This is a genomic window from Streptomyces sp. NPDC031225, from assembly GCF_055570355.1.
The window spans coordinates 93,878-117,412 of the sequence record NZ_JBVIHJ010000032.1; the positions used below are offsets into that span (position 1 = coordinate 93,878).

The following is a 23,535-nucleotide window of genomic DNA, read 5'->3' on the forward strand; positions in this document are numbered from 1 at the left end:
CCGGCCCAATCGGGGCGAATGCCGCGATGAACAGGAGTCTCGCTCCGATTCACCACCCCTGGGTCATCACACGGCGCGATCCGCATTCCTATGATGGGCCCACGACACCGCGGGCCGCTGCGACCAGGCAGTCCGAAGCGGTGCACATGCGGCGCGATGGTGGAGGGGTCTGATGACTCAGGGGGCCGGTCAGGGACCCGAAGTGGAGCGCACGCCAGTGCTGCGCGACTTCCGGGTACCCGCGTACGTCAACGAGACCGGTCCCTACGGCCACAGCACGCACCCCGGCGACGTGGCACCGGCCCACGAGGAGGCGTACCCGGAGGGGTACACCCCCACCGAGCAGGACCTGCCCGTCATCAACCCGGACGACGAGCTCCAGCCGGCCGCCGACCCCGCGTCCGACGCGGTGGACGGTCCCGGTCCGCTGTTCGTCGTCGGCGACGTCCACGGCTACCTCGACGAACTGTTGGCCGCGCTCGGCGAGAAGGGCCTCGTCGACGCGGAGGGCAACTGGTGCGCGGGCACCGCCCGGCTGTGGTTCCTCGGCGACTTCACCGACCGCGGGCCCGACGGCATCGGCGTCATCGACCTCGTGATGCGGCTGTCCGCGGAGGCCGCCGCGGCCGGCGGCTACTGCAAGGCCCTCATGGGCAACCACGAGCTGCTGCTGCTCGGCGCGAAGCGGTTCGGCGACACCCCCGTCAACTCCGGCGCGGGCACCGCCACCTTCCAGGCGGCCTGGCTGCTCAACGGCGGGCAGAAGACCGACATGGACCGCCTCCAGGACCACCACCTGCAGTGGATGGCACGGCTGGACGCCGTCGAGGAGGTCGACGGCCATCTGCTCGTCCACTCCGACACCACCGCCTATCTGGACTACGGCGACTCGATCGAGGCCGTCAACGACACGGTCCGCGAGACCCTCACCCGCAACGACGCGGACGAGGTGTGGGATCTGTTCCGCAAGCTGACCAAGCGCTTCTCCTTCCGCGACGAGGGCGGGGCCGGGCATGTGCGTTCCCTGCTCGACACATACGGCGGCGCCCGGATCGTCCACGGCCACAGCCCGATCCCGTATCTGCTCGGCGACGTGGGCTCCGAGGACGACGAGGACGATTCCGGTCCGGTGGTCGAAGGACCGCACGTCTACGCCGACGGACTGGCCATCGCGATGGACGGTGGGGTGACCATGGCCGGAAAACTGCTGGTCCAGCAACTGCCCTTGGATATCTGAACCGTTCGTGGGGCAGATGTCCCCCTATGGCGGACTGACCGGCGAGAGCGCAGGCCAGAGGGCAATTTCTGGAAACCCCCTGTCACCGTGTGCCGTAGCGGCTCTACCATCTGCTTATCCGTAGCAGGCTCCCCTCCGTTTCTGCCCGACGGCTCGTTGGCATGCGAGCCCCAAGCCCTACGGAGCATCGGGGGATGCACATGAACAGCGTTCCGCAGCACCTGCTCAGCGAGGACCGCCAGGAGTACGAGCGGATCCTCGACGAGGCGCTGCGCTCCGCCCCTCACCGTCCCGAACTGGCCGCTGTCGGACAGCGGCTGAATCCCGAGCAGCTGCGCACCATGGCGCTGAACGCCACCGCACTCATCACGGTGGCCGCAGCGACCGAGTACCAGCACTACGTGAAGGTCCGCGAGGAACAGCGCCGTCCGGCGCCGTCCACCCTGTCGTCCGTGCACGAACCCGGCCCCGCCGAGTCGGGCACGGGTGCGATGGGGCTCGCCACCGCCATGGGAGAGGTCGCCGAGACCACCGGTGCGGGCGCCGTCGCCGTCGCCGCGGTCCTGACGCCCGTTCTCGCCGGAACAGCCGCGGCGATCTTCCTCCTTGTGGGCTACATCCTCCAGATGATCAACCCCGAGCCGGCATTCGCCCACACCATGATCACCATCGGCTGGGTGTTCGGGGCCATGACGGCGGCCGCGATCCTGGTCGCCGCCTGCGGCCTGCTGCTCACCGCCCTGCGCAACCGGCCCTCACCGGGCCCCGGGTACGGCGAGCTCAGCGAGGAAGTGGCTCGTGCCAGGGACTCCTGGCACGATGCACTGCTGGAACGCGGCATCCTCCCCTTCCTCAGGGAGGCGCTGGCCGACCCGGGCACCGTCGCACTGCACCACACGGCACCGCCCGCACCGACCAGCCGGATGCCCAACCTCGGCTACGACCGCCCCGGTTTCTCCAGCCCCGACGAAGGAGCCTCGGGCGCCCGCCCGAGTTTCACCAGCCCGGACTACAGCAGCCCGGACTTCGGGGGGCCGGAACACCAGCCGGAGTGACACGAGCCGCCGTCACGCAGCCGGAACGGCCCCTCGGCTTGCGCGCCCACGAATGGGAGCGCAAGCCGAAGACCCGGCTGCGGGGTGCCGCGCCATACGGCTTCGCCACCCCGCCGTGCGCTGCAGCCACAATGCCGGAATCCGACCGACGGCAACGGCGGCGTACCGCCACAGCCGGACAGCGTTCACGGTCCGCTCGCCGGGGCCTCGCCCCGTGCTAGGGCCTCGCCCCGTGCTGCTTCGGTCGGCGATCGGCAGAAACACCCGGTTGCCCGATGCCGCGAACTCCTTACGCGGACAGCTTCAGCCCTGAGTGGGCACATGCGATTCATCCCTTTCCGGAAGAGTGATGATCGCGATGCTCTCCGGCTGGGCTATGGCCAGGCGGGTGCCATCCGGGTGCAGGGCGGCAACGGGCGTCGGAATGTGCGTGACCCCGTAGCTGCCATCTCTCCTGGGCACCTCCAAGGTGGGCCATTCCGCCACCACAGCACCCGTCGTGACATCGATCAGCCGTGGACTCCCGTACAGCGAAACGACCGTGTCACCCCGCGCGATCAGAGTGCCGATATTGAAATCAACCCTGCTGCGATGGACCCACCGCCCTGCGGAGAGCGACCACACACCCAACTGCCGTGGCCCCAGGGCAGGCGTCTCCTCGTCGTCGAGGACCTCCTCCCCGGTCGCCACAGCCAGGCGGTCACCATCGAGCCAGCAGGCCGAGACGACCTCCGCGTCGATGCCCGGTTCCAAGGGCAGCACGCCACCGCCGTCGAGCACGGCGGGATCCGTCAACGCACCGGCCAGGTCGAAGACTTCGACGACCCCGTACGGATGCCACAGCCAGCCGGCCGAGAGCAAGTGTGTTCCGCCCGGACTCACCGCCAGCCGCGAGTGGAAGACGTCCTTCGGCTGACGTTCACCCTTGGTGAGCCGCTCTCCCGACTCCGCATCCTCGATCTCGAGGACGTTGTACTGCTCCGGACAGTGGACCAGAATGTCGCGGCCGTCCGGCAATGCCCCGAGCGCCACCGGATAGTCGAAGTCATCAGCGTGGTAGTAGCTGCGGTTCAGCTCACGGACGAGCCGATCACCGTCGAACAGCAGTGCCTCGGTACCACGCTCGGCATAGAGGACGGAGTAGCGGCCGGACGGGGAGACGACGCTCCGGTCGAAGGCAAACGCATGGGCGACCGAGGCACGCCGCTCCACACCGTCAGGACCCCATCGGCGGCCGCCACCCACCGCATCGACCAGATCATCGCCGTTCCACGCCAGCGACTGGGCCTCGGCCGTCACCTTCACAATGTTCAAGACTCCCCCACCCCCTCATCTCATCCCCGAACGCGATGGCGCTGCCCCGAAGGCGCCCAGCCTGCGGAACAGCGCCAATCTACGGACGTCAGTCCGCCAGCGGCAGGTACACGCGATTGCCGCTCGCCGCGAACTCCTTCGACTTCTGCAGCATCCCCTCAGCGACCTCTTCAGGCGTCGCCTCCGCAGCCGCCGTACCGCCGAACCGCTCTGTGATGCTGTGACTGATCTTCATCGAGCAGAACTTCGGCCCGCACATGGAGCAGAAGTGAGCCGTCTTCGCCGGCTCGGCCGGGAGGGTCTCGTCGTGGAACGCGCGGGCCGTGTCCGGGTCCAGAGCGAGGTTGAACTGGTCCTCCCAGCGGAACTCGAAGCGGGCGTCGGAGAGGGCGTCGTCCCACTCCTGGGCGCCCGGGTGTCCCTTGGCCAGATCCGCCGCGTGGGCGGCGATCTTGTAGGTGATGACTCCGGTCTTGACGTCGTCCCGGTTGGGCAGGCCCAGGTGCTCCTTGGGCGTGACGTAGCAGAGCATCGCCGTGCCCCACCAGGCGATCATCGCGGCACCGATGCCGGAGGTGATGTGGTCGTAGGCGGGCGCGACGTCGGTGGTCAGCGGGCCGAGCGTATAGAACGGAGCTTCATCGCAGATCTCCTGCTGAAGGTCGATGTTCTCCTTGATCTTGTGCATCGGGACGTGTCCCGGGCCCTCGATCATGGTCTGTACGTTGAAACGCTTCGCGATCCGGTTGAGTTCCCCCAGCGTGCGCAACTCCGCGAACTGCGCCTCGTCGTTGGCGTCCGCGATCGAGCCGGGCCTGAGGCCGTCACCCAGCGAGTACGTGACGTCGTAGGCGGCGAGGATCTCGCACAGTTCCTCGAAGTTCTCGTACAGGAACGACTCCTTGTGGTGTGCGAGACACCAGGCCGCCATGATCGAGCCACCGCGCGAGACGATGCCCGTCTTGCGGTTGGCCGTCAACGGTACGTACGCCAGGCGCACGCCCGCGTGGACCGTCATGTAGTCCACGCCCTGCTCGGCCTGTTCGATCACCGTGTCCTTGTAGATCTCCCAGGTCAGCTCCTCGGCACGGCCCTCTACCTTCTCCAGTGCCTGATAGAGCGGCACCGTGCCGATGGGAACGGGGGAGTTGCGCAGCACCCACTCGCGTGTGGTGTGGATGTTGCGGCCGGTGGACAGATCCATGACCGTGTCGGCGCCCCAGCGGGTCGCCCAGGTCATCTTCTCGACCTCCTCCTCGATGGAGGACGTGACCGCGGAGTTGCCGATGTTGGCGTTGACCTTCACCAGGAACCGCTTGCCGATGATCATCGGCTCGATCTCCGGGTGGTTGACGTTGGCCGGCAGCACCGCGCGACCCGCAGCGATCTCCTCACGGACCACCTCGGGCGAGACGTTCTCCCGAAGGGCCACGTACTCCATCTCCGGAGTGATCTCACCGCGACGCGCATAGGCGAGCTGCGTGACCGCGTTGCCGTCACGACTGCGGCGCGGCTGACGCGGCCTCCCCGGGAACACCGCGTCGAGGTTGCGCAGTCCGCCCCGCGGTGAGGTGTGCTTGATGCCGTCGTCCTCGGGGCGCACGGGACGGCCCGCGTACTCCTCGGTGTCCCCGCGGCCGACGATCCAGTTCTCCCGCAAGGGCATCAGGCCCCGGCGGACATCCGTCTCGGTCAGCGGATCGGTGTACGGACCCGAGGTGTCGTACAGCGTGACCGACTGCCCGTTGGTGAGGTGCACCTGACGGACCGGCACCCGCAGATCGGGGCGCGAGCCCTCGATGTACGCCTTGTGCCAGCCGATGGACTTCCCGGCCTCCGTGGGGTGTTCCGTCGGGGTTTCTCCCTGAACGGACTGTTCGTCCTGGTTGGAGGCAGGCGTGCGTGCGTCCTTGATGGTCATGAGACCTACTCCCTACGCCGGCATTACCCGGTAACAGGTTCGGCGGTCGACGCAGCGATTTCCGTCCGCCGACGTTTCGTGGGGAACGTCACTCGGTTGTGAGGACGTTCCACGTGAAACATCGCTGGGACGGAGGTCAGCGCCCTCTCAGCCCGGTGCTCCGAGCTCCCGCGTGTACAAAGGTGCCACCACGCTAGCGTCAATTCGGGCGCGGTGAACAGGGGGCCCCATTCGTTCTTGCGATGATCGGTCGGTGACCACGACGCATCAGCCCCCGTACCCGCCGCCCGAGCCACCGCGCCGACCGGGCTCCGGAAACGGACCCGGAGATGACCCTGGAAATGGGCCTGGGAACGGCCGCGGGTACGGGTCCGGCGCCGGGGGGCCTGGAGTCGGTGGGTCCGGAGTCGGTGGGTCCGGAGTCGGTGGGTCCGGAGTCGGTGGGTCCGGAGTCGGTGGGTCCGGCGGCTGGCACGACCATGAGCACGGCGATGGGCATGGCTTCAGCGAAGGGCACCGAGCCGGTGACGGTGGCGTTGACCATGGCAGAGGTGACCGCGGCGGTCATGGCGGAGGTGGCGACGGCCACGGACACAACTCCGGCGACGGGCACGGGCATGGGCACGAGGACGGGAGCGGCTCTGGGCCGGGCAGTGGTGCGGGGGGCGGTGGCGGAGCCGGCCACTCGCACGGTCACAGTCACAGCCATGGCCCTGCGGCCCCAGTCTCCAAGCACCTGCGGAAAGTCATCGCGGCAATCCTGATCCCGTTCGGCGCGGCCGTCCTGGTGGGGCTCGTGGTGCTCTGGCCCGGTGGCGCCCCGGCCCACGAGCGGACCGGGGTCGGCTTCGACCGGCAGACCCAGCAGGCCACGGTCAGCAAGGTCGTGAGCGTCAGCTGCAAGTCGGTCAACGCCTCGGGAGAGGCCCCCACCGGGGACACCTCCACAGCCGAGGGCTCCTCCGCCGAGCAGCAGGCGAACGGCACCTGCAAGAAGGCGACGATCCGGGTCGACACCGGCAGTGACAAGGGCCGTACCTTCACGGAGATCGTCCAGCCGGACCAGTCACGGCAGTTGCATCAGGGTCAGAAGGTCGTGGTCGCATACGAGCCCTCGGCGCCCAAGGACCTGCAGTACTCGGTCACCGACGTCAACCGCAGGTTCCCGATGGGCCTGCTGGCCGGCATCTTCGCGCTCGCCGTCGTGGTCGTCGGGCGGTTGCGCGGTGTCATGGCACTGGTCGCGCTGGCCATCAGCTTCATGGTGCTCAACTTCTTCGTCCTGCCCGCGATCCTGCAGGGCTCGAACCCGCTGCTCGTGGCGGTGATCGGGTCGAGCGCCATCATGCTGATCGCCCTCTACCTGTGCCACGGGCTGTCGGCCCGCACCTCCGTGGCGGTACTGGGCACCCTGATCTCCCTGGTGCTGATCGGCATCCTCGGCTCGCAGTTCATCGGCTGGGCCGCGCTCACCGGCAACACCGACGACAACACCGGGCTCATCCACGGGCTGTACCCGTCGATCGACATGAGCGGCCTGCTGCTCGCCGGCGTCATCATCGGCTCGCTCGGTGTCCTGGACGACGTGACGGTCACGCAGACCTCGGCGGTCTGGGAACTGCACGAGGCCAACCCCGCAATGGGCTGGCGCGGGCTGTACCGCGCCGGAATCCGCATCGGCCGTGACCACATCGCGTCCGTCGTCAACACGCTCGTGCTCGCCTACGCGGGCGCCGCGCTGCCGCTACTGCTGCTCTTTTCCATCGCCCAGTCCAGCGTGGGAGTCGTCGCCAACAGCGAGTTGGTGGCGGAGGAGATCGTGCGGACCCTGGTCGGCTCGATCGGCCTCGTCGCCTCGGTACCGGTCACCACGGTCCTCGCGGCCCTGGTGGTCTCGGCGGACCGGCCAGGAAAAGAGACAGCGGGGGTGGGAGCCGTGGCGCCTTCACCCGTGCCGGCGACCAGTGCGAGCGCAGGCACGGCAGGGGGTCGCCCTACTCCGAGCCGGGGCGGAAAGGGACGGCGGCGCAGGCACTGAGAGTGCGCACTCCCGAGCGCACGACCAGGTGACACAGCCCGGCCCGGGGACGCGGGCGCGGATACGCGTGGATGCGGGAGGACCGCACGCGTCAGGCGGGCGGGGGATCGAGGGGTGGGCACCGGGAGGAAATCCGTGCGTTGAACGACGTCCAGCCAAGGCTGCCGGATCCCCCGCATCAGCCGCCACCCCACCGACATCGCCACAGGAGCAGGCACAGGCACAGGTGCGATGAGTTCGGACTCCGGCGCCCCGAAACGTCAACGACCCCAGACGGACCCGCCTCGGACCAGTGCCCCCACGGCAGTACCCGCTCAGCAGTCTCACCCGGCATGAGGGGAACCGCTCCTGCCCCGCTTGCCCGAAGCCGATCACATCCTTGCCCCGGCTCAAGGTCAGCCAGCCACTCATCCCGGCTCAAGACCGACAGCCCGCACCGGCCCAGCATCGTCCCGTCCGGGCCGCACAACACGGGACCGGTCAAGCCACCGCCACACACCCATCCGGCAGAAGCGTTCCTGCACCCTCCCGGCCCACGATGAAGCGTTCCGCCACTTCCTTGCCGTACGGCGTCAGCCCGCGCTCTGTTCCTCCGCCAGGATCCGGTCCAGCGCCTCGTCGAGATGGGTGTCGAAATCGGCCAGGGCGGCCTCCTGGCCGAGCGGCACCAACTTGTCGGTGCGGTCGAGGAAGGCGATGATCGGCGCCGTCGACGACCTGAACATCGCCTGGTCAGCGCCGACCTGAAGCCGGATCAGCACATCACCCAGCAGTTCGGGACCGGAGGGCGCGACCCGCACATCGCCCTCCCCACAGGGGCGGCCCACCCCGTCGATCAGCAGCTCACGGCCGAAGGCCCAGGTCACCGGGGCATCGCCGGGAAGATGGAACGTCAGCCGGACGGCGTAGGGATCACAGGCCTCGTAGCGCAGCTCCACCGGGATGCGGAAGGAGAGCTCCTCCGACACCAGAAAGCTCATCATGACCTCTGCTTGCACGGTCTCGCGCATCGCCTACCCCGTCATCTGCCTTGGTTGGCCGGGAATGATCCCTCTGACACTGGTGGCATCTTGCTTAAAGTACACGGCAGATCACAAGGAGTGAGTTTTCAGATACTGATAGAGATCGCGAGCGAACCCACCAGACGCCCGATTTCCCCTTGCAGTTGCTGGGTTGCGGCCAGGAGTCGGTCCGCCTGATGAGCGGGTAGGGAGATGGCCATCGTCGCCGCTGTGTTACCCAACGTGATCGGAAGAGCCGCGCATACCGTCCCCAGCGCGTACTCCTGACGCTCGATCACCGGCTCCATCCGACCGGTCCGTTCGAGGCGCCTGAGCAGGTTGTGGTTGTCGCGCACGGTGTACGGGGTGATGGACCGCACGGGATAGCGGTCGAGGTGGTCGCGCCGCGCCTCATCGTCGAGCTGGGCCAGCAGGCACTGCCCGATGGCGTGCGCGTGGGCGGTCTCACGGAAGTCGGCCCACTCCTCGACCGCCGGGTTGCCCGGGGTGTCGGAGACACAGAGGACCTCGATCTCTCCGTCCCGGTACTGCGCGTAGTACACCGGCACGCCGATCAGGTCGCGGCAGTGTGCGAGCACCTCGACGACCGTGCTGCGACGTTTCTGCTGGGCTCCGCTGCTGCTCAGCCGCTCGGTCGCCTCACCGAGGAAGAAGAGGCCCCTGTCCCGGCGTAGATAGCCCTCATGCACGAGTGTGCGCAGCAGGTGGTACGCCGTGGGCAGCGCCAGCCCGGTCTCCCGGGCCAGTTGTTTGGCCGGGGCTCCGTGCTCGTGCTCCGCGACGGCTTCGAGCAGGCGCATCGCACGCTGAACGGACCCGATGAGGGTCGTGGGGTGGGGGTGCTCCGGCTGCTCGGAGGGGGGCGTCGCGCGTCGCTGGACGGGTGCTGTCGGCCGTACAGGAGCGGATGTCTGCCCGGGAGCTGCTGGCCGGTCCTGAGCTGATGGCCGGCCCTGAGCTACCGGCTCTACCGGCTCTGCGGAAGCCGTCGGCCGTACCGGGTCCGCCGTCCGGTCGGGCGCCGTCGGCTGCGCGGGAGTGGTCGTCGGGTGGGCGTCGGAGTGTGCGGGTGCGGTGTCAACCGTGGCCAAGGGTCACTCCCGGAGCGCGAGGGGGGCAGCCCGTGCGGAGAACACGGGAGGGGGTGTACGCCGCTCGCGGGGTCGTCCCCGCGTCGAGTTCCGGACTTTAACGGTCCGCCACCGCCCGCATACGGCCCGTCCGGAAAACTTCCCCCGCCCGAGGTAACCGGTGATTCCTCTTACCGGTGGTTCCTCTTACCGGTCGCCCCACCCGCTCCGGACGCTCACCAGTCGCTGCGCGAGGAGGAACTCGACATGAACTTCCGCACGACGTAGACGAGTCCGCCGACCAGGGCCACGAAGACCAGCAGCTTGAAGAGGAGGCCGATGACGAAGCCGACGACTGTGGCTATCAGCCCGCCGAACACGACCAGGGCGATGACCGGCACCGCGATCCACTTCACCCACCACGGCAGCCCCGCGAAAATCTCTCCCATCGCCCTACACCTCTCTGCAGTCCGGCATCTTCCGTGCCGGATCGTCAATGTCCTGCACTCGATGCTAGGGCCGGCAGGGGCCTCGGCGGGGGCCTCGCACCCCTTGTCCTCCCCTGACTGATCCCCTAGGGAACCCCGAGACCCCAGGTCAGCTCTCCGGGGGAGAGAACACCACCATGACCCTCAGGTCCTCGCTGATGTGGTGGAACTTGTGGGCGACGCCGGCCGGCACGTACACCACGCTGCCGCGCGCCACTTGGGTGGTCTCCATGCCCACGGTGATCGCCGCGCGGCCGCTGACCACGAAGTAGATCTCGTCCTGCCGGTGCGGCTGCTGCGGGTCCTGCGCGCCGGCGTCGAGTGCGTACAGGCCGACCGACATGTTCCGCTCACGCAGGAACTGGAGGTAGGCGCCGTCATTGGCGGCGCGCTCCGCCTCCAGTTCGTCCAACCGGAATGCCTTCATCGACTTCGTCCGCCCTCGCCGTGCTCGTAACCGATCTCTTCTGCAACGATCAGACACATGAAGAATTTCGTAGTCAAGACGATCGCCAACGCGGGTGCCCTGGCAGTCGCGGTCTGGCTGCTCGACAAGATCACCCTGACCGGTGACAACACGGGCAAGGAGGTCTGGACGCTGATCCTCGTCGCACTCGTCTTCGGCCTGGTGAACTTCCTGGTCAAGCCGGTGTTGCAGGTGCTGACCTTCCCGTTGTTCATCCTGACGCTCGGCCTGTTCACCCTGGTGGTCAACGCGCTGATGCTGATGCTCACCTCGTGGCTGGCCGGCAAGCTCGACCTCAGCTTCCACGTCGAGGGCTTCTGGACGGCCGTACTCGGCGGCCTGATCATCTCGATCGTGTCCTGGGCGCTGCACATCGTCCTGCCCGACGAGGACTGAGCAGGCTGTGACCTACCGCGTCTGCTTCGTCTGCACCGGCAACATCTGCCGTTCCCCGATGGCCGAGTCGGTCTTCCGCGCCCGTGTGGCGGAGGCCGGCCTGGACGGTCTGGTCGAGGTCGACAGCGCCGGTACGGGCGGCTGGCACGAGGGTGACGGCGCCGACCCGCGCACCGTGTCGGTCCTGGAGGAACACGGCTACGACGGCGGCCACACGGCCCGGCAGTTCCGGCCTGCCTGGTTCTCCCGCCTCGACCTCGTCATCGCCCTCGACGCCGGCCACCTGAAGGCCCTGCGGCGCCTCGCGCCCACCCCGGAGGACGCGGGGAAGGTGCGACTGCTGCGTTCGTACGACCCGGCCGCGGGCGATGACCTCGACGTCCCGGACCCGTACTACGGGGGCCGGGACGGCTTCGAGGACTGCCTTGAGATGGTGGAGGCGGCGAGCGAAGGTCTGCTCGCCGCGGTACGCGAGCAGACGGAAGGACAGATGGCATGAGCGACAGGGCTGCGGACGACGGAGAGGGCACACGCGCGGTGCGGGCCGGACTGCCCGAGGCGGTCAAGAACGAACCGACCCTGCCCGGTCCGGCGTTCGCCGCCCATTTCCATCTGCCGGGGGAGGTCGACGGCCCCTACACCTACGGCCGTGACGCGAACCCGACCTGGACCCTGCTCGAACGTGCCATCGGCGAGCTGGAGGCACCGGGGCAGGACGGCGTGGAGACACTCGTGTTCGCCTCCGGGATGGCCGCCATCTCGTCGGTGCTGTTCTCCCAGCTCCGCGCGGGCGACACCGTGGTCCTGCCCGACGACTGCTACCAGGCGATGCCCCTGGTACGAACCCAGCTGGAGGCGTACGGCATCGAGGTGCGCACCGCGCCGACCGGAGGCGACGCCCAGCTCGACGTCCTGGACGGCGCGCGGATGCTGTGGATCGAGAGTCCGTCCAATCCGGGGCTCGACGTGTGCGACATTCGGCGGCTCGCCGAGGCGGCACACGCGCGGGGGGCGCTCGTCGCCGTCGACAACACACTCGCCACACCGCTCGGACAGCGCCCGCTGGAGCTCGGCGCGGACTTCTCCGTGGCCAGCGGCACCAAACAGCTCACGGGGCACGGAGACGTCCTCCTGGGGTACGTCACCGGCCGCGAGGGCGAGGCCATGGACGCCGTACGCCGTTGGCGCAAGATCGTGGGGGCGATCGCGGGGCCCATGGAGGCGTGGCTCGCGCATCGCTCGATCGCCACGCTCCAGATGCGGGTCGACCGGCAGAACGCGAGCGCCCTGGTGCTCGCCGAGGCGCTGCGCGCGCGGCCCGAGGTGACCGGACTGCGCTACCCGGGGCTGTCCGACGACCCCTCGCACAAGATCGCGTCGCAGCAGATGCGGCGCTATGGCTGCGTGGTCTCTTTCACGCTGCCCACGCGCGCGCGTGCCGACCGTTTCCTCGACGCCCTGCGGCTCGTGGACGACGCGACGAGCTTCGGCGGGGTGCGTTCCACGGCCGAGCGGCGCCTGCGCTGGGGCGGGGACGACGTGCCGGAGGGCTTCATCCGCTTCTCGGTCGGCGCGGAGGATCCCGAGGACCTGGTGGTGGATGTACTGCGTGCGCTCGACGAGTCGGCCGACTGACCGTTCAGCGTTCAGCGTTCAGCGTTCAGGCGAGCTTCTACAGGTGCTCGGCCACTTACGACAGATGTCCGCCCACGTACGACGGACGGTCCGAGCCTCCCCCCTCGTGGCTCGGACCGTCCCGGTTCCCGCGCGTAAGAACCGCGCGAACCAGGCTAGTTGACTCTGTGTCAGTGTCCAATCACAGTAGCGACAGAGACCTATCGACATATTTATAGTTGAGTCCTGTCCCCAGGCCGGGAGAAGGGCAGGGAAGGGGAGGGCGTCGCCATGGATCTGGCCCTGCTGCGCACCTTTGTGACGGTGCACCGGGCCGGTTCCTTCACCCGCGCCGCCGCTCTGCTCGGTCTGTCGCAACCGGCCGTGACCTCACAGATCCGCACGCTGGAGCGGCAGTTGGGCCGCCCGTTGTTCCTGCGGCAGGCGCGCGGGGTGACCCCGACATCCATCGGCGACGAGCTCGCCCACAAGGCCGCGCCCCATCTCGACGCTCTGGTGGAGATCGCCGAGACCGGTCTCGACGACGAGTCCTCCCTGCGGACCCTGCATCTCGCGGGGCCTCCCGAGTTCACCGCGGAGCGGGCACTGCCCGCGCTCACCGAGCTGACCGGTGAGGACGGCCAGGGTTTCGCCCTGCGGGCCTCCTTCGGGAATGCCGAGGAAACCCTGGAGGGGCTGGCCGCAGGACATCACGATCTGGCCATCAGTACGGCCCGCCCCCGGGGCGCGCTGCTCACGGCCAGCACGCTCTGCGACGAGGAGCACGTCCTGGTCGCCGCCCCGCGCTGGGCAGAGCAGATCGGTTCGGGAGAGACACACGGCGTGCTGGAGACCGTCCCTGAGGGCAAGCGAGCGCCGGCGCTGGAGAACATCCCCGTGATCGGGGTGCACGAGTCGCTGCCCTTCGTCTCGCGCTACTGGGCCTCCGTCTTCGACTCCCGGCCGGCCGCGCCGGGCCGGGTCATCGTGCCCGACCTGCGTGCTGTGCTCGCCTGCGCGGTCGCGGGCGCCGGGCTCGCGGTACTGCCGCGTTATCTGTGCAAGGCTGCCCTGGAGCGGGGTGACGTCGTCGCACTGCACGAGCCCACCGTGCCGCCGCTGCGGACGTACTTCTTGGTGGTGCGTACCGGGACACTAGCCATGCCGCATATCGCGCGGGCTCACGAATGGCTGTTGCGGGCCGCCGCCGACTGGGCCTGAGCAGGGATTCGCGCAGTTCACGCAACGAACCCCACCGGTGACAGCATGCGATGTTTCACGTGGAACCATCCGGGCCACATTCCACCCATGACCGTCCGACCCGTGGTCAAGCGCACCGCACGTGCCGTCCTGCTCGACGGTGACGACCTGATCTTGATCAAGCGCACCAAGCCCGGCCTGGATCCCTACTGGCTGACTCCCGGCGGAGGGGTCGAGTCTGCGGACACGACCGTCGTCGACGCCCTGCACCGCGAGGTGTACGAGGAGCTCGGCGCCAAGGTCACCGACGTGGTGCCCTGCTTCGTCGACACCGTCGAGCACATCGGCGCGGACGCCGCCACGACCGGCGTGAAGGTGCAGCACTTCTTCGTCTGCCACCTGGAGTCGATGGACCCGTCCCTGCGCCACGGACCCGAAGTGGATGAGCCCATCGGGGAGTACGAGATCGTACGAGTACCGTTCACCCGCGTCGGGATCGCCTCCGTGCACCTCGTTCCGCTGTCCCTGCGGCACTACCTGGACGGCAACATCGAGGGCGTACGGGCCATGCACGCGCCGGACCTGGGATGATCCCTCTCCGGGTCACTGCGTCAGGACGAGTTCCGCCACGGAGTCGTGGCGGATGCGTTCCGACGGGATCCCGATGGACCTGAGTGTGTCCACACCGGTGCGGATCATCCCGGGCGGCCCCGACAGATAGGCGTCGTACTCGTGCCACGGTCCGTACGCGCGCACGGCGTCCGGGAGCTGGAGCCGGGACTGCTGGTCGATGATCGCGCGGACCGACAGCCAGGGATGGGACTGCTGAAGCCTGAGCATCGTGTCGATGTCGTACAGGTCGTCGTCGGTGCGAGCTCCGTAGAACACCTCGACCGACCGCCGTTCACCGTGCTCGGCCACGTCCTCGACCAGCGCCTTGATCGGCGCTATGCCGGTGCCGCCGCCCAGGCACAGCAGCCCGCTGTCGGTGCTGTGGTCCACTGTCATCGACCCGGCCGACGGGCCGAGACGGATGATGTCGCCCGGCCGGGCGCGGTGCACCAGGGCGCCCGAGACCCAGCCCGCGGGGACGGCCTTCACATGGAACGACAGCAGCCCGTCGGCCCGCGGCGCCGAGGCGAACGAGTAGTGCCGCCATATGCGTGGCCACCACGGTGTCTCCAGGCTCGTGTACTGGCCCGCGAGGAAGGGATAGGGCTGGTCGGGTCTGACGGTGACGACGGCGACGTCAGGAGTCCTCAGGTCGTGCGAGACGACCTCCGCATACCACCAGGGCGGGGCACGCAGTTCGTCTGTGGCCGCCGCGTCGATCATCACCTGCGAGATCCTCGTGTACGTCCGTACCCACGCCGCTTCCGTCTCCGCGTTCCAGGACTCGGAGGCGTACTTGCTCAGGGCGCCGATGAGGCACTCGCCAACCGCCGGATAGTGCTCGGCGCGGGTGCCGTACTTGCGGTGCCCCCGGCCCAGGTTCTGGAGGTAGCCGACCAGGACCGGGGTGTTGTCGATGTACTCGGCTGCGGTCAGCAACGCCTTGAGCAAGCGATCCCGCTGTGCATCCATGGCGGCGGGAAACAGGGGGCGGAGATAGGGGTGGCGTACGAAGAGCAGCGCGTAGAAGTACGACGTGACTTTGTCGGCCACGGGAGCGGCCTCCGCCATGGTCCGGCGAATGAGGACGGCGTCGGGAGAGGGCGGCTGGTCACTCGGGTCCAAGTGTGCGAACCGCAGCGGTGCAGTGCCGGAGGTGCCGGTGCCTTGCTGTGGGGCGGAGCTCTGTAAGGGAAGGTGCGAGCCGGTGGAGGGAGGGTTGAACGTCACCGGTATCTCCGCACCGCGGGTCTCTTCACCGCGGTCGGGCCCCGTGCCGGACGACGCCGTGTCCTGAGCCGACAGGCCGGCCTCTGCGCCGGTCACGGTGGCCGGCGACGTACCCGCCCCGGGCCTGCCGGCCGGACCCGACACGGCCGGCCTGCTTCGTTTGGCCGATTCTGCCGGTTCCTGTTCGGTGCGGGGCCCCGCCACCGGTTGCGCGTTCGGAGCGAACCGGTTGCCCCTGCCTCCGGAAGTGCCGTCGTCGGCCGACTTGGCGCTCGGAGCGTCCATGGTGTGCCTCGCCTCGAACATCTCTCGGTAGGTCTGCGCACCTCCTGCATCGGAGGACGCCTGCTTCCCCCGCAGACGGCTTGCTCTCCCCGCCGGGTGTCCGGGCCCACGTGGCCACCTTCACCTCGTAGGCACAGCCCGCACGGACAAGCGGGCGAGCCTGTGACATCGGCCCCGGCACTCTCACAGCAGCGTCCCACCCTGTACGGACGCACTGCCTGCATAACCACAAACTCGGGTCTTTGATCTCCCCATCCCGTTAGGCTGCATCGCCCCGCTCTGAGCCGCACACGAGTCCTCCCTCAGCCTCCACGAATTGATCGCGGAGTGCTTGCGGGGCGAAGCGATGAAGTCCTCAACTACCGGACGTGGCGCACCAATTCATAGGCTTCCCACAGATCCCCGCCCGTGTAGGAGTGGGTGGCGACATCGGACAGATGACGGTCCGCATTGACGGCCACGGAGATCGGCACGGCACCGAACAGATCCCTGTCGGAAGACGAGTCGCCATAGGCAACACAGTCCGCCCGTCTCACTCCGAACTGCTCACACAACCGGTCGGCGATCAGGACCTTGGCGGCGGCATTGAGCACTCCGGCGGGATCCACCGGCTCGATGAAGGGAATGGCCGGAAAGCGGGATCCGTATGCGGCATGGGCTCCCCAGCCGGTGAGCCGCTCCACGAAGAAGGACGGGGAGAGTGAGACGACCGCACAGTAGTCGCCCTGCTCCCTGATCTCCGCCCATACGTCACGGATGCGCGCCAGCCACGGGGCACTGTCGAATGCCGCGACGACGTGCGCCTCGGTCAGGGCCGCCCATAGCGCGTACACCTGCTGCGCGTACTCGGGCGGCCCTATCAGCCCGGCTCCGATCGCTTGGTCGAGCGCCACCGCCTCGGCCTCGAGCCCGAGTTGGCGGGAGATTTCCACGGGTGCGGTGGTTCCATGGAGCAGAGTGCCGTCGAGGTCGAAGAGATGCAGTCTCGCCATGTCCCAGAGGTTAGTGGTCCAGGGCGGCGGTGGAGCCTCGGTCCCGCGCACGATCGATCGCCGAATGGCCGCCGTTTTCCGATGTTTCACGTGAAACACCCGCCATCTGCTCGGGCGCTGTGCACTTGGCTACGACATGGCCAAAAGCTCGTACGCGCCCCCAGAAACAGGTGGACGCCGAGGCTGCCAGTCGGACAGCCTGACCTGCGTGCCGATTCCTTCTCTCGCTGCTCTGCCCATCCGTCGTCTGACGCTTCGCGATCTCACCGCCTGCGCCGACTTGTCCGAGGACCGGGGGTGGCCGCGTGAGGAGCACAAGTGGGGCCTCCTCCTCGCGGCCGGAAGGGGCTACGGCATCGACGACCCCGCCGGAGGTCTCGTCACCGCCTGCGTGATCACGGAGTACGGCCCGTACAGCCAACCCGATCTGGCAGCGATCGGAATGGTGCTTGTCGCCGAACGGCACGCCCGCCAGGGCATCGGACGTCGACTCATGCGTCACGTCCTCTCCGCGATGGACACCACCCCGCTGACTCTGCACGCGACGCCCTACGGCCGACCGCTCTACGAGGAACTGGGTTTCAAGGTCACCGGCCGAGCGGAGATGCTGCAGGGGCACTTCGCCCCCGTCGGCCCGGCGCCCACGAGGAGCACGCGCGCGGCCACCGCCGAGGATCTCGCCGCAATCCTCCGGCTCGACGAAGAAGTGCTCGGCACCGACCGCACGCATCTCATCACCCGACTGCCCGCCTTCGCCGACCAGTTGCGTGTCGCCGAGGAGAACGGCCGGATCATCGGATACGCGGCTGCCTGGCCCAACATGCACACCCATGTCGTGGGTCCTCTGATCGCCCGTGATTCCGAAACGGCACAGTCCCTCCTCGCCTCCCTCGCCGCCGGTACCGACCGGCCGCTGCGCACCGACATCGATGTACGGCACGAAGGGCTACTGGAGTGGGCCAAGGAACGCGGGCTGGCGTCGGTCGCCTTCAACTCAGTGATGACGTACGGCATCCCGGAGCTGCCGGGCGACTGGAGCCGGCGGTTCGCTCCGCTGACGGTGGCGGCGGTCTGAGACACGCCTGTCCGGCTGAGCGTCGCTCAGTGGTGCACGGCCGTCCGCTGGTCGGCAGACGTCGCCCCTGCCACAGCGGAGCCGACAGTGCTGTCCCTGCGCTCCAACGCGGCGGAGATGAACACGAGGAGCACTGCCGCCGCGGCCAGGGCTGCGCCCACCCAGTTGGGGGCCGTGTAGCCGAACCCGGCTGAGATGACGAGGCCGCCGAGCCAGGCGGAGAGGGCGTTGCCGAGGTTGAAGGCACCGATGTTGACGGCTGAGGCAAGCGTGGGTGCCTCATGCGCCTGGTCGAGGACCCGCTTCTGCAACGGCGGTACGGCGGCGAAGCCCAGGGCCCCGATGAGAAGGATCGTGACGCCGGCCAGGATCTTGTTGTGGGCGGTGAGCGTGAAGAGGGCGAGTACGACGGCCAGGGCGCCCAGGGAGACGAACAGCAAGGGCATCAGGGCGCGGTCGGCGTACTTGCCGCCGATGAGATTGCCCCCGACCATGCCGAGCCCGAAGAGGACCAGCAGCCAGGTCACCGAGCCGTCGGCGAAGCCGGTCACGTGGGTCATCATCGGCGCGATGTAGGTGATGGCGGCGAAGACACCGCCGAAGCCGAGGATGGTCATCGCCATGGCGAGCAGCACCTGGACGTTCTTGAAGGCTGCCAGTTCGTGGCGTAGGCGTACGCCCTCCACCCGGGGCATCTCGGGTACGAGCCTGGCGATGCCGGCAAGGCCGACGACACCGAGGGCCGCGACGATCGTGAAGGTGAGACGCCAGCCGGCGGTCTGCCCGATCAGCGTGCCGAGCGGAACGCCGACGACATTGGCGACGGTCAAGCCGGTGAACATCATCGAGATGGCTCCGGCCTTCTTGTCCGGGGCGACGAGGTCGGCAGCGACGACCGAGCCGATGCCGAAGAAGGCCCCATGGGCGAGGGAGGCGATCACGCGGCCGATCAGCATGACACTGAACGTGGGGGCGAGGGCGGAGAGCAGGTTGCCGACGATGAACAGCCCCATCAGCAGCATCAGCATCCGCTTGCGGGAGATCTTGGTGCCGAGTGCGGTCATGAGCGGGGCGCCGAACATGACACCGAGCGCGTAGCCGGTGACCAGGAAGCCGGCGGTGGGGATGGAGACTCCGAAATCGTCCGCGACCTCGGGCAGCAACCCCATGATCACGAACTCGGTCGTTCCGATTCCGAAGGCCCCGATCGCGAGGGCCAGAAGCGCGAGCGGCATGAGGGAGTGACACCTTCCCAGAAGAGTGCAGGAGCATATGGCGCACGACAACAATAATTGCAGACGCGCTATATATGCAAACGACGACTATCCTGGTTTGCCGATTCCCCCGGTAGACGTCTCGGGGCGGAGGAAGGAAGCAGTCGCGCAGCCTGGCTACCTGTCTCAGGGAACGCGGCCCGCTCTGCCCCTATCTGCGCCCCACCGACCGTCGCCACCTCTCACCAGCGTCACCGACACCGGCCGCACTGTCCTCAAGCAGGCCCGACCTACAGGCGAGGTCAGGAAGGCCTTCTGGTACCTGCAGTGCCGGTGCAGGAGAACCCCGCATAGGGTGCGGTCATGGGAGATCTCCACATCCGGCCCGCCACGACGGACGACGTCTCCGCGATCGTCGCCATGCTCGCCGACGACCCGCTGGGCGCCCAGCGCGAATCACCGGACGACCTGGCTCCCTACCTGGTCGCGCTGGAGCGGCTGTCCGCCGACCCGAACCAGCATCTGGTCGTCGCCACGCGGGAGGACCGCGTGGTCGGCACGCTTCAGCTCACGGTCATTCCGGGGCTGTCGCGACGCGGCGCCACCCGGTCGGTTGTCGAAGGGGTCCGAGTCCACGCCGACGAGCGTGGCAGTGGACTCGGGACCCGCCTCATCGAGTGGGCGATCGACGAGTCCCGGCGCCAGGACTGCCAGCTGATCCAGCTGACGTCCGACAACACCCGTACCGACGCCCACCGTTTCTATGAACGGCTCGGCTTCACGGCCTCACACGTGGGATTCAAGCTGACGCTCTGACCCTCCCCCGTGACACATGCGTCGCGGTACAGCGAGGGGCGCTGTTTCACGTGAAACAACGCGCTGATCAGGCAACGGGGCGCACCGGGGCCTAACCGATACCCCGCCACCCCTCCGGATCCACTCCGCCCGGCACGGAAGACCCCTCGTCGTACGGCTGCCGCGTGAACACGAAAGAGCCGAGGTCCAGGTGGTCCACGGACCCGTCAGGGCGTCGTACGGCCCTCAGGAGCTCCCCCTGGAAGTAGCCCTCCAGCCCCGTCCAGGTGCCGTCACCGTTGGAACGGAACCGCGAGCGGCGGCCCGCACCCGACAGAGGTTCCAGCGAGGCGAGTCCGTCCGCAGTCAACCGTAGGGCGAATCCGTTGGTCCCCCAGTACCACTGTCCCGCCAACTCCAGGACGGACGGGTCGACTTCCCGCATCGGGCGCCACGGCTCAGGAATCCTGGGCTCGGCCTCGGCGACGATCCGGACGAGATCCGCGCCGACGACGGAGGGCATCGGGCCGGAGGTGCAGTTGGTCAGCACAATCGCCGCGATGTCGTCCGCCACACTGATGGTGAGGTTCGCGAGGAATCCCGGCAGCGAGCCCGAATGGCCCACGAGCAGTCGGCCGTCGCGGTACTGAACCTGCATTCCGAGCCCGTACGAAGCACCGTCGGCGAGATCACCAACCCCGGCCGGCGCCGCGGGTGTGCGCATCTCCCGCACGGTCTCCGCGCTCAGGACCCGGTCGTCGCCGTTCGCCAGAAAGACTGCGAAGCGAGCCAAGTCAGCTGTGGTGGACCAGAGTTGACCCGCGGAAGCCATCCGTCCCAGGTCCTCGGAGGGTTCGGGCAACATGGCATCGGCCCACGGATGTACCGCCCAGCCTCCCGCATGCGGCGCTTCGGGGTGGCCGCTCGTGCGGTCCAGGCCCAGAGGTGCCAGTACTTCACGTCGGAGCACCTCCTCCCATGGAGCCCCGCGCAGCTTCTCGACGAGCGCCCCCAGCAGGGTGTAGCCCGGGTTCGAATAGTGGAAGCGGCGGCCGACCGGATGCAGGAAGGGCTGCTCACCCAGCACATCGGCGAGTTCGGGACGCAACGTCCCGGGCGTACGTTCCCACCAGGGCGCGGGAGACTCGGCCGCCAATCCACCGGTGTGGGCGAGCAGTTCGGCAATGGTGGCCTCCCCCGCCCCTGTGCCGGCCACATGCTTCTCCAACGGATCACCCAGATCGAGCAGCCCCTCGTCGCGCAGCCGCAGGACGAGGACAGCGGTGAAGGTCTTGGTGATCGACCCGATGCGGTACTGCACGTTCTCGTCCGGGCCGTGTCCGTCCACCGAGGTACGCGACCCGTGCCACACGGCCCGTCCGCCCCGCACGACCGCTGCGACCAGCGACGGGGCCCGCCCCTCGGCCTGGGCCACGGCAATCCGGTGCAGCAGCGCCCGCCGTGTGCCGGGAAGCAACTCTTCCTGAGATGTCGTCATGCCCACAGTCCATCCCGTGGGAGACACGAACGTCGACTTCTTTAGCCCCGAGCACGTCGCGGACCGCCGACCTGCCGTGGGACGCAACGAGCCACGGACCTCAGGTCTGTGCCATGTCCACGAACCGTGAGTAATGGCCCTGGAAGGCGACCGTGATCGTGGCCGTAGGGCCGTTACGGTGCTTGCCCACGATGATGTCCGCCTCGCCCGCGCGCGGTGACTCCTTCTCGTAGGCGTCCTCGCGGTGCAGCAGGATCACCATGTCGGCGTCCTGTTCGATGGAGCCGGACTCACGCAGGTCGGACACCATCGGCTTCTTGTCCGTGCGCTGCTCGGGGCCACGGTTGAGCTGCGAGAGCGCGATCACGGGAACCTCCAGCTCCTTGGCGAGGAGCTTGAGGTTTCGGGACATGTCCGAGACCTCTTGCTGACGGCTCTCCTGGCGCTTGGAGCCACCGGCCTGCATCAGCTGGAGATAGTCGATGATCACGAGCTTGATGTCGTTGCGCTGCTTCAGCCGACGGCACTTCGCGCGGATCTCCATCATCGACAGGTTCGGGGAGTCGTCGATGTAGAGCGGGGCGGAGGACACCTCGGGCATCCGACGCGCCAGCCGGGTCCAGTCCTCGTCCGTCATGGTGCCCGAACGCATGTGGTGCAGAGCCACCCGCGCCTCGGCCGACAGCAGACGCATCGCGATCTCGTTGCGCCCCATTTCGAGGGAGAAGATGACGCTGGCCAGGTTGTTCTTGATCGAGGCAGCTCGGGCGAAGTCCAGGGCGAGGGTGGACTTTCCCATGGCGGGACGGGCCGCGATGACGATCATCTGGCCCGGGTGCAGACCGTTGGTGAGCGAGTCGAGGTCCGTGAAGCCCGTGGGCACACCGGTCATCTCGCCGCTGCGCGAGCCGATCGCCTCGATCTCGTCGAGCGCGCCCTCCATGATGTCGCCGAGCGGCAGATAGTCCTCGCTGGTGCGCTGCTCGGTGACCGCGTAGATCTCGGCCTGCGCCCGGTTGACGATCTCGTCGACGTCGTCGTCGGCCGCGTATCCCATCTGGGTGATGCGAGTACCGGCCTCTACCAGGCGGCGCAGGACCGCACGCTCATGGACGATCTCTGCGTAGTACTCGGCGTTCGCCGCCGTCGGCACGGTCTGGACGAGGGTGTGCAGATACGATGCGCCGCCGACCTTGTTGATCTCACCTCGCTTGGTGAGTTCGGCGGCGATCGTGATGGGGTCGGCCGGCTCGCCCTTGGCGTAGATGTCCAGGATCGCCTGGAAGATCGTCTCGTGGGCGGGCTTGTAGAAGTCGTGGCCCTTGATGACCTCGACGACGTCGGCGATGGCGTCCTTGGACAGGAGCATGCCGCCGAGGACGGACTGCTCGGCGTCCAGGTCCTGGGGCGGAACCCGCTCGAAGGCCGTGCCGCCGCCGTCCCATTCGCTGCTGTCCCTGCCGCGATCGTGCTGCTCGTCTCGGCTCCGGCCCCCGTCGCCACGGCGGCGCGAGGAGGGCAGACGATCACTTGGACCGCTGTCGGCCCACGGGTCGTCCAAGGGCTCGGAAATACTCACCGAGCCACCTCCTCCCGTCCGCCGAGCGGACCTCGCCGTGCTTCTCATTTCTACGGCACGGCACTGACAAATGAGACGCCCAACTCCGTTTCTGGCGCGTCGGTTTTGTGCTGTTTCCCTGACCGACGGACGGAGTGGGCGCCGCACCACCGTAGGCCCGCGGGCACCGTCAGCCAATCTGGTTATCCACAGGCCATGTGGACGACGGCCCGGATGCTGTGGAGAACTCCGCAAAACCTGTGCACGACCCGGTGGACAGGCCTGTGAACAAGCTCCGCCCACATCCCGGAACACGGCTCTGACCTGGACCTTCACCATCCACCGGCTGTGCAGAAGAAAAACTTTCCCGGCTGGCTCAAGATCAGTTCGAGCTGTACACAGCGACACACCCCGTACGAGCATGGGTAAGGGTTCAATATCAATTGCATCTATTA

At 68.1% G+C, this 23,535-nt stretch carries 21 protein-coding genes; 10 read left to right on the forward strand and 11 right to left on the reverse strand.

Going from position 1 to position 23,535, the window contains the following annotated elements:
- The first annotated feature begins 172 nt into the window (after positions 1-172).
- On the forward strand, positions 173-1,237 hold the full coding sequence (locus ACZ48Z_RS39365; protein WP_468740715.1) for a metallophosphoesterase: 1,065 nt from the start codon (positions 173-175) through the stop codon (positions 1,235-1,237).
- A 194-nt stretch (positions 1,238-1,431) separates the two neighbouring features.
- The gene (locus ACZ48Z_RS39370; protein WP_468740716.1) at positions 1,432-2,292 is read left to right on the forward strand and encodes a hypothetical protein; all 861 of its coding nucleotides are present in this window, start codon (positions 1,432-1,434) and stop codon (positions 2,290-2,292) included.
- Positions 2,293-2,595: 303 nt separating this feature from the next.
- Here ACZ48Z_RS39370 and ACZ48Z_RS39375 read toward each other — a convergent pair whose 3' ends face one another.
- Together ACZ48Z_RS39375 and thiC are read right to left on the reverse strand one after the other, a co-directional pair.
- Positions 2,596-3,597, reverse strand: coding sequence for a WD40 repeat domain-containing protein (locus tag ACZ48Z_RS39375; protein WP_468740743.1), 1,002 nt, complete (start codon positions 3,595-3,597; stop codon positions 2,596-2,598).
- Between the two features lie 97 nt (positions 3,598-3,694).
- The gene (thiC, locus tag ACZ48Z_RS39380; RefSeq protein ID WP_468740717.1) at positions 3,695-5,527 is read right to left on the reverse strand and encodes a phosphomethylpyrimidine synthase ThiC; all 1,833 of its coding nucleotides are present in this window, start codon (positions 5,525-5,527) and stop codon (positions 3,695-3,697) included.
- 253 nt (positions 5,528-5,780) lie between these two features.
- Between thiC and ACZ48Z_RS39385 the strand changes: the two genes are divergently transcribed.
- Positions 5,781-7,565: a YibE/F family protein gene (locus tag ACZ48Z_RS39385; protein WP_468740718.1), complete on the forward strand. Its 1,785-nt coding sequence runs from the start codon at positions 5,781-5,783 to the stop codon at positions 7,563-7,565.
- A gap of 572 nt (positions 7,566-8,137) precedes the next feature.
- Here ACZ48Z_RS39385 and ACZ48Z_RS39390 read toward each other — a convergent pair.
- From ACZ48Z_RS39390 to ACZ48Z_RS39405, 4 genes are all read right to left on the reverse strand, one after another.
- Positions 8,138-8,575 carry an SsgA family sporulation/cell division regulator gene (locus ACZ48Z_RS39390; RefSeq protein WP_468740719.1) on the reverse strand — a complete coding sequence of 146 codons (438 nt, stop codon included), beginning with the start codon at positions 8,573-8,575 and terminating at the stop codon, positions 8,138-8,140.
- Between the two features lie 98 nt (positions 8,576-8,673).
- The gene (locus ACZ48Z_RS39395; protein ID WP_468740744.1) at positions 8,674-9,408 is read right to left on the reverse strand and encodes an IclR family transcriptional regulator; all 735 of its coding nucleotides are present in this window, start codon (positions 9,406-9,408) and stop codon (positions 8,674-8,676) included.
- A 485-nt stretch (positions 9,409-9,893) separates the two neighbouring features.
- A complete protein-coding gene (locus tag ACZ48Z_RS39400; protein ID WP_037711649.1) occupies positions 9,894-10,106 on the reverse strand; it encodes a DUF5326 family protein in 213 nt (70 codons plus the stop codon).
- Between the two features lie 148 nt (positions 10,107-10,254).
- Complete coding sequence (locus tag ACZ48Z_RS39405; RefSeq protein WP_468740720.1) at positions 10,255-10,572, reverse strand: cupin domain-containing protein; 318 nt, start codon at positions 10,570-10,572, stop codon at positions 10,255-10,257.
- 57 nt (positions 10,573-10,629) lie between these two features.
- Here ACZ48Z_RS39405 and ACZ48Z_RS39410 point away from each other — a divergent pair, with 57 nt between their 5' ends.
- The 5 genes from ACZ48Z_RS39410 (at position 10,630) to ACZ48Z_RS39430 (ending at position 14,412) form a co-directional block, all read left to right on the forward strand.
- The gene (locus ACZ48Z_RS39410) at positions 10,630-11,007 is read left to right on the forward strand and encodes a phage holin family protein (RefSeq protein WP_468740721.1); all 378 of its coding nucleotides are present in this window, start codon (positions 10,630-10,632) and stop codon (positions 11,005-11,007) included.
- 7 nt (positions 11,008-11,014) lie between these two features.
- Positions 11,015-11,506 carry a low molecular weight protein-tyrosine-phosphatase gene (locus ACZ48Z_RS39415; protein ID WP_468740722.1) on the forward strand — a complete coding sequence of 164 codons (492 nt, stop codon included), beginning with the start codon at positions 11,015-11,017 and terminating at the stop codon, positions 11,504-11,506.
- Positions 11,503-12,642, forward strand: a complete 1,140-nt coding sequence (locus tag ACZ48Z_RS39420; protein ID WP_468740723.1) for a cystathionine gamma-lyase — start codon at positions 11,503-11,505, stop codon at positions 12,640-12,642. Before ACZ48Z_RS39415 ends, ACZ48Z_RS39420 begins: the two co-directional genes overlap by 4 nt.
- Positions 12,643-12,912: 270 nt before the next feature.
- Positions 12,913-13,842, forward strand: a complete 930-nt coding sequence (locus ACZ48Z_RS39425) for a LysR family transcriptional regulator (protein ID WP_468740724.1) — start codon at positions 12,913-12,915, stop codon at positions 13,840-13,842.
- An 87-nt stretch (positions 13,843-13,929) separates the two neighbouring features.
- The gene (locus tag ACZ48Z_RS39430) at positions 13,930-14,412 is read left to right on the forward strand and encodes an NUDIX domain-containing protein (protein ID WP_468740725.1); all 483 of its coding nucleotides are present in this window, start codon (positions 13,930-13,932) and stop codon (positions 14,410-14,412) included.
- 12 nt (positions 14,413-14,424) lie between these two features.
- Here ACZ48Z_RS39430 and ACZ48Z_RS39435 read toward each other — a convergent pair whose 3' ends face one another.
- Positions 14,425-15,969 (reverse strand): globin domain-containing protein, encoded by a 1,545-nt coding sequence (locus ACZ48Z_RS39435; protein ID WP_468740726.1) that lies wholly within the window; start codon positions 15,967-15,969, stop codon positions 14,425-14,427.
- 338 nt (positions 15,970-16,307) lie between these two features.
- On the reverse strand, positions 16,308-16,940 hold the full coding sequence (locus ACZ48Z_RS39440; protein ID WP_468740727.1) for an HAD family hydrolase: 633 nt from the start codon (positions 16,938-16,940) through the stop codon (positions 16,308-16,310).
- A gap of 208 nt (positions 16,941-17,148) precedes the next feature.
- Between ACZ48Z_RS39440 and ACZ48Z_RS39445 the strand changes: the two genes are divergently transcribed.
- Positions 17,149-18,015 (forward strand): GNAT family N-acetyltransferase, encoded by an 867-nt coding sequence (locus ACZ48Z_RS39445; protein ID WP_468740728.1) that lies wholly within the window; start codon positions 17,149-17,151, stop codon positions 18,013-18,015.
- 26 nt (positions 18,016-18,041) lie between these two features.
- On the opposite strand, the gene ACZ48Z_RS39450 is transcribed toward ACZ48Z_RS39445, so the two are convergent.
- On the reverse strand, positions 18,042-19,250 hold the full coding sequence (locus ACZ48Z_RS39450) for an MFS transporter (RefSeq protein ID WP_468740729.1): 1,209 nt from the start codon (positions 19,248-19,250) through the stop codon (positions 18,042-18,044).
- 342 nt (positions 19,251-19,592) lie between these two features.
- On the opposite strand from ACZ48Z_RS39450, the gene ACZ48Z_RS39455 reads away from it, so the two are divergent.
- Positions 19,593-20,045 carry a GNAT family N-acetyltransferase gene (locus ACZ48Z_RS39455; RefSeq protein WP_468740730.1) on the forward strand — a complete coding sequence of 151 codons (453 nt, stop codon included), beginning with the start codon at positions 19,593-19,595 and terminating at the stop codon, positions 20,043-20,045.
- Positions 20,046-20,136: 91 nt separating this feature from the next.
- Here the strand turns inward: ACZ48Z_RS39455 and ACZ48Z_RS39460 are convergent, their stop codons facing one another.
- Together ACZ48Z_RS39460 and dnaB are read right to left on the reverse strand one after the other, a co-directional pair.
- Positions 20,137-21,522, reverse strand: a complete 1,386-nt coding sequence (locus ACZ48Z_RS39460; protein WP_468740731.1) for a serine hydrolase domain-containing protein — start codon at positions 21,520-21,522, stop codon at positions 20,137-20,139.
- A gap of 100 nt (positions 21,523-21,622) precedes the next feature.
- Positions 21,623-23,101 carry a replicative DNA helicase gene (gene dnaB, locus ACZ48Z_RS39465; RefSeq protein ID WP_468740732.1) on the reverse strand — a complete coding sequence of 493 codons (1,479 nt, stop codon included), beginning with the start codon at positions 23,099-23,101 and terminating at the stop codon, positions 21,623-21,625.
- Positions 23,102-23,535 lie beyond the last annotated feature (434 nt).

What these genes read in the sequence shown, in the direction of transcription:
- ACZ48Z_RS39365 (WP_468740715.1), top strand. Translation starts at nt 173, where the DNA reads ATGACTCAGGGGGCCGGTCAGGGACCCGAAGTGGAGCGCACGCCAGTG.
- ACZ48Z_RS39370 (WP_468740716.1), top strand. Translation starts at nt 1,432, where the DNA reads ATGCACATGAACAGCGTTCCGCAGCACCTGCTCAGCGAGGACCGCCAG.
- thiC (WP_468740717.1), bottom strand. Translation starts at nt 5,527, where the DNA reads ATGACCATCAAGGACGCACGCACGCCTGCCTCCAACCAGGACGAACAG.
- ACZ48Z_RS39390 (WP_468740719.1), bottom strand. Translation starts at nt 8,575, where the DNA reads ATGCGCGAGACCGTGCAAGCAGAGGTCATGATGAGCTTTCTGGTGTCG.
- ACZ48Z_RS39400 (WP_037711649.1), bottom strand. Translation starts at nt 10,106, where the DNA reads ATGGGAGAGATTTTCGCGGGGCTGCCGTGGTGGGTGAAGTGGATCGCG.
- ACZ48Z_RS39405 (WP_468740720.1), bottom strand. Translation starts at nt 10,572, where the DNA reads ATGAAGGCATTCCGGTTGGACGAACTGGAGGCGGAGCGCGCCGCCAAT.
- ACZ48Z_RS39410 (WP_468740721.1), top strand. Translation starts at nt 10,630, where the DNA reads ATGAAGAATTTCGTAGTCAAGACGATCGCCAACGCGGGTGCCCTGGCA.
- ACZ48Z_RS39420 (WP_468740723.1), top strand. Translation starts at nt 11,503, where the DNA reads ATGAGCGACAGGGCTGCGGACGACGGAGAGGGCACACGCGCGGTGCGG.
- ACZ48Z_RS39425 (WP_468740724.1), top strand. Translation starts at nt 12,913, where the DNA reads ATGGATCTGGCCCTGCTGCGCACCTTTGTGACGGTGCACCGGGCCGGT.
- ACZ48Z_RS39430 (WP_468740725.1), top strand. Translation starts at nt 13,930, where the DNA reads ATGACCGTCCGACCCGTGGTCAAGCGCACCGCACGTGCCGTCCTGCTC.
- ACZ48Z_RS39435 (WP_468740726.1), bottom strand. Translation starts at nt 15,969, where the DNA reads ATGTTCGAGGCGAGGCACACCATGGACGCTCCGAGCGCCAAGTCGGCC.
- ACZ48Z_RS39440 (WP_468740727.1), bottom strand. Translation starts at nt 16,940, where the DNA reads ATGGCGAGACTGCATCTCTTCGACCTCGACGGCACTCTGCTCCATGGA.
- ACZ48Z_RS39450 (WP_468740729.1), bottom strand. Translation starts at nt 19,250, where the DNA reads ATGCCGCTCGCGCTTCTGGCCCTCGCGATCGGGGCCTTCGGAATCGGA.
- ACZ48Z_RS39455 (WP_468740730.1), top strand. Translation starts at nt 19,593, where the DNA reads ATGGGAGATCTCCACATCCGGCCCGCCACGACGGACGACGTCTCCGCG.
- ACZ48Z_RS39460 (WP_468740731.1), bottom strand. Translation starts at nt 21,522, where the DNA reads ATGACGACATCTCAGGAAGAGTTGCTTCCCGGCACACGGCGGGCGCTG.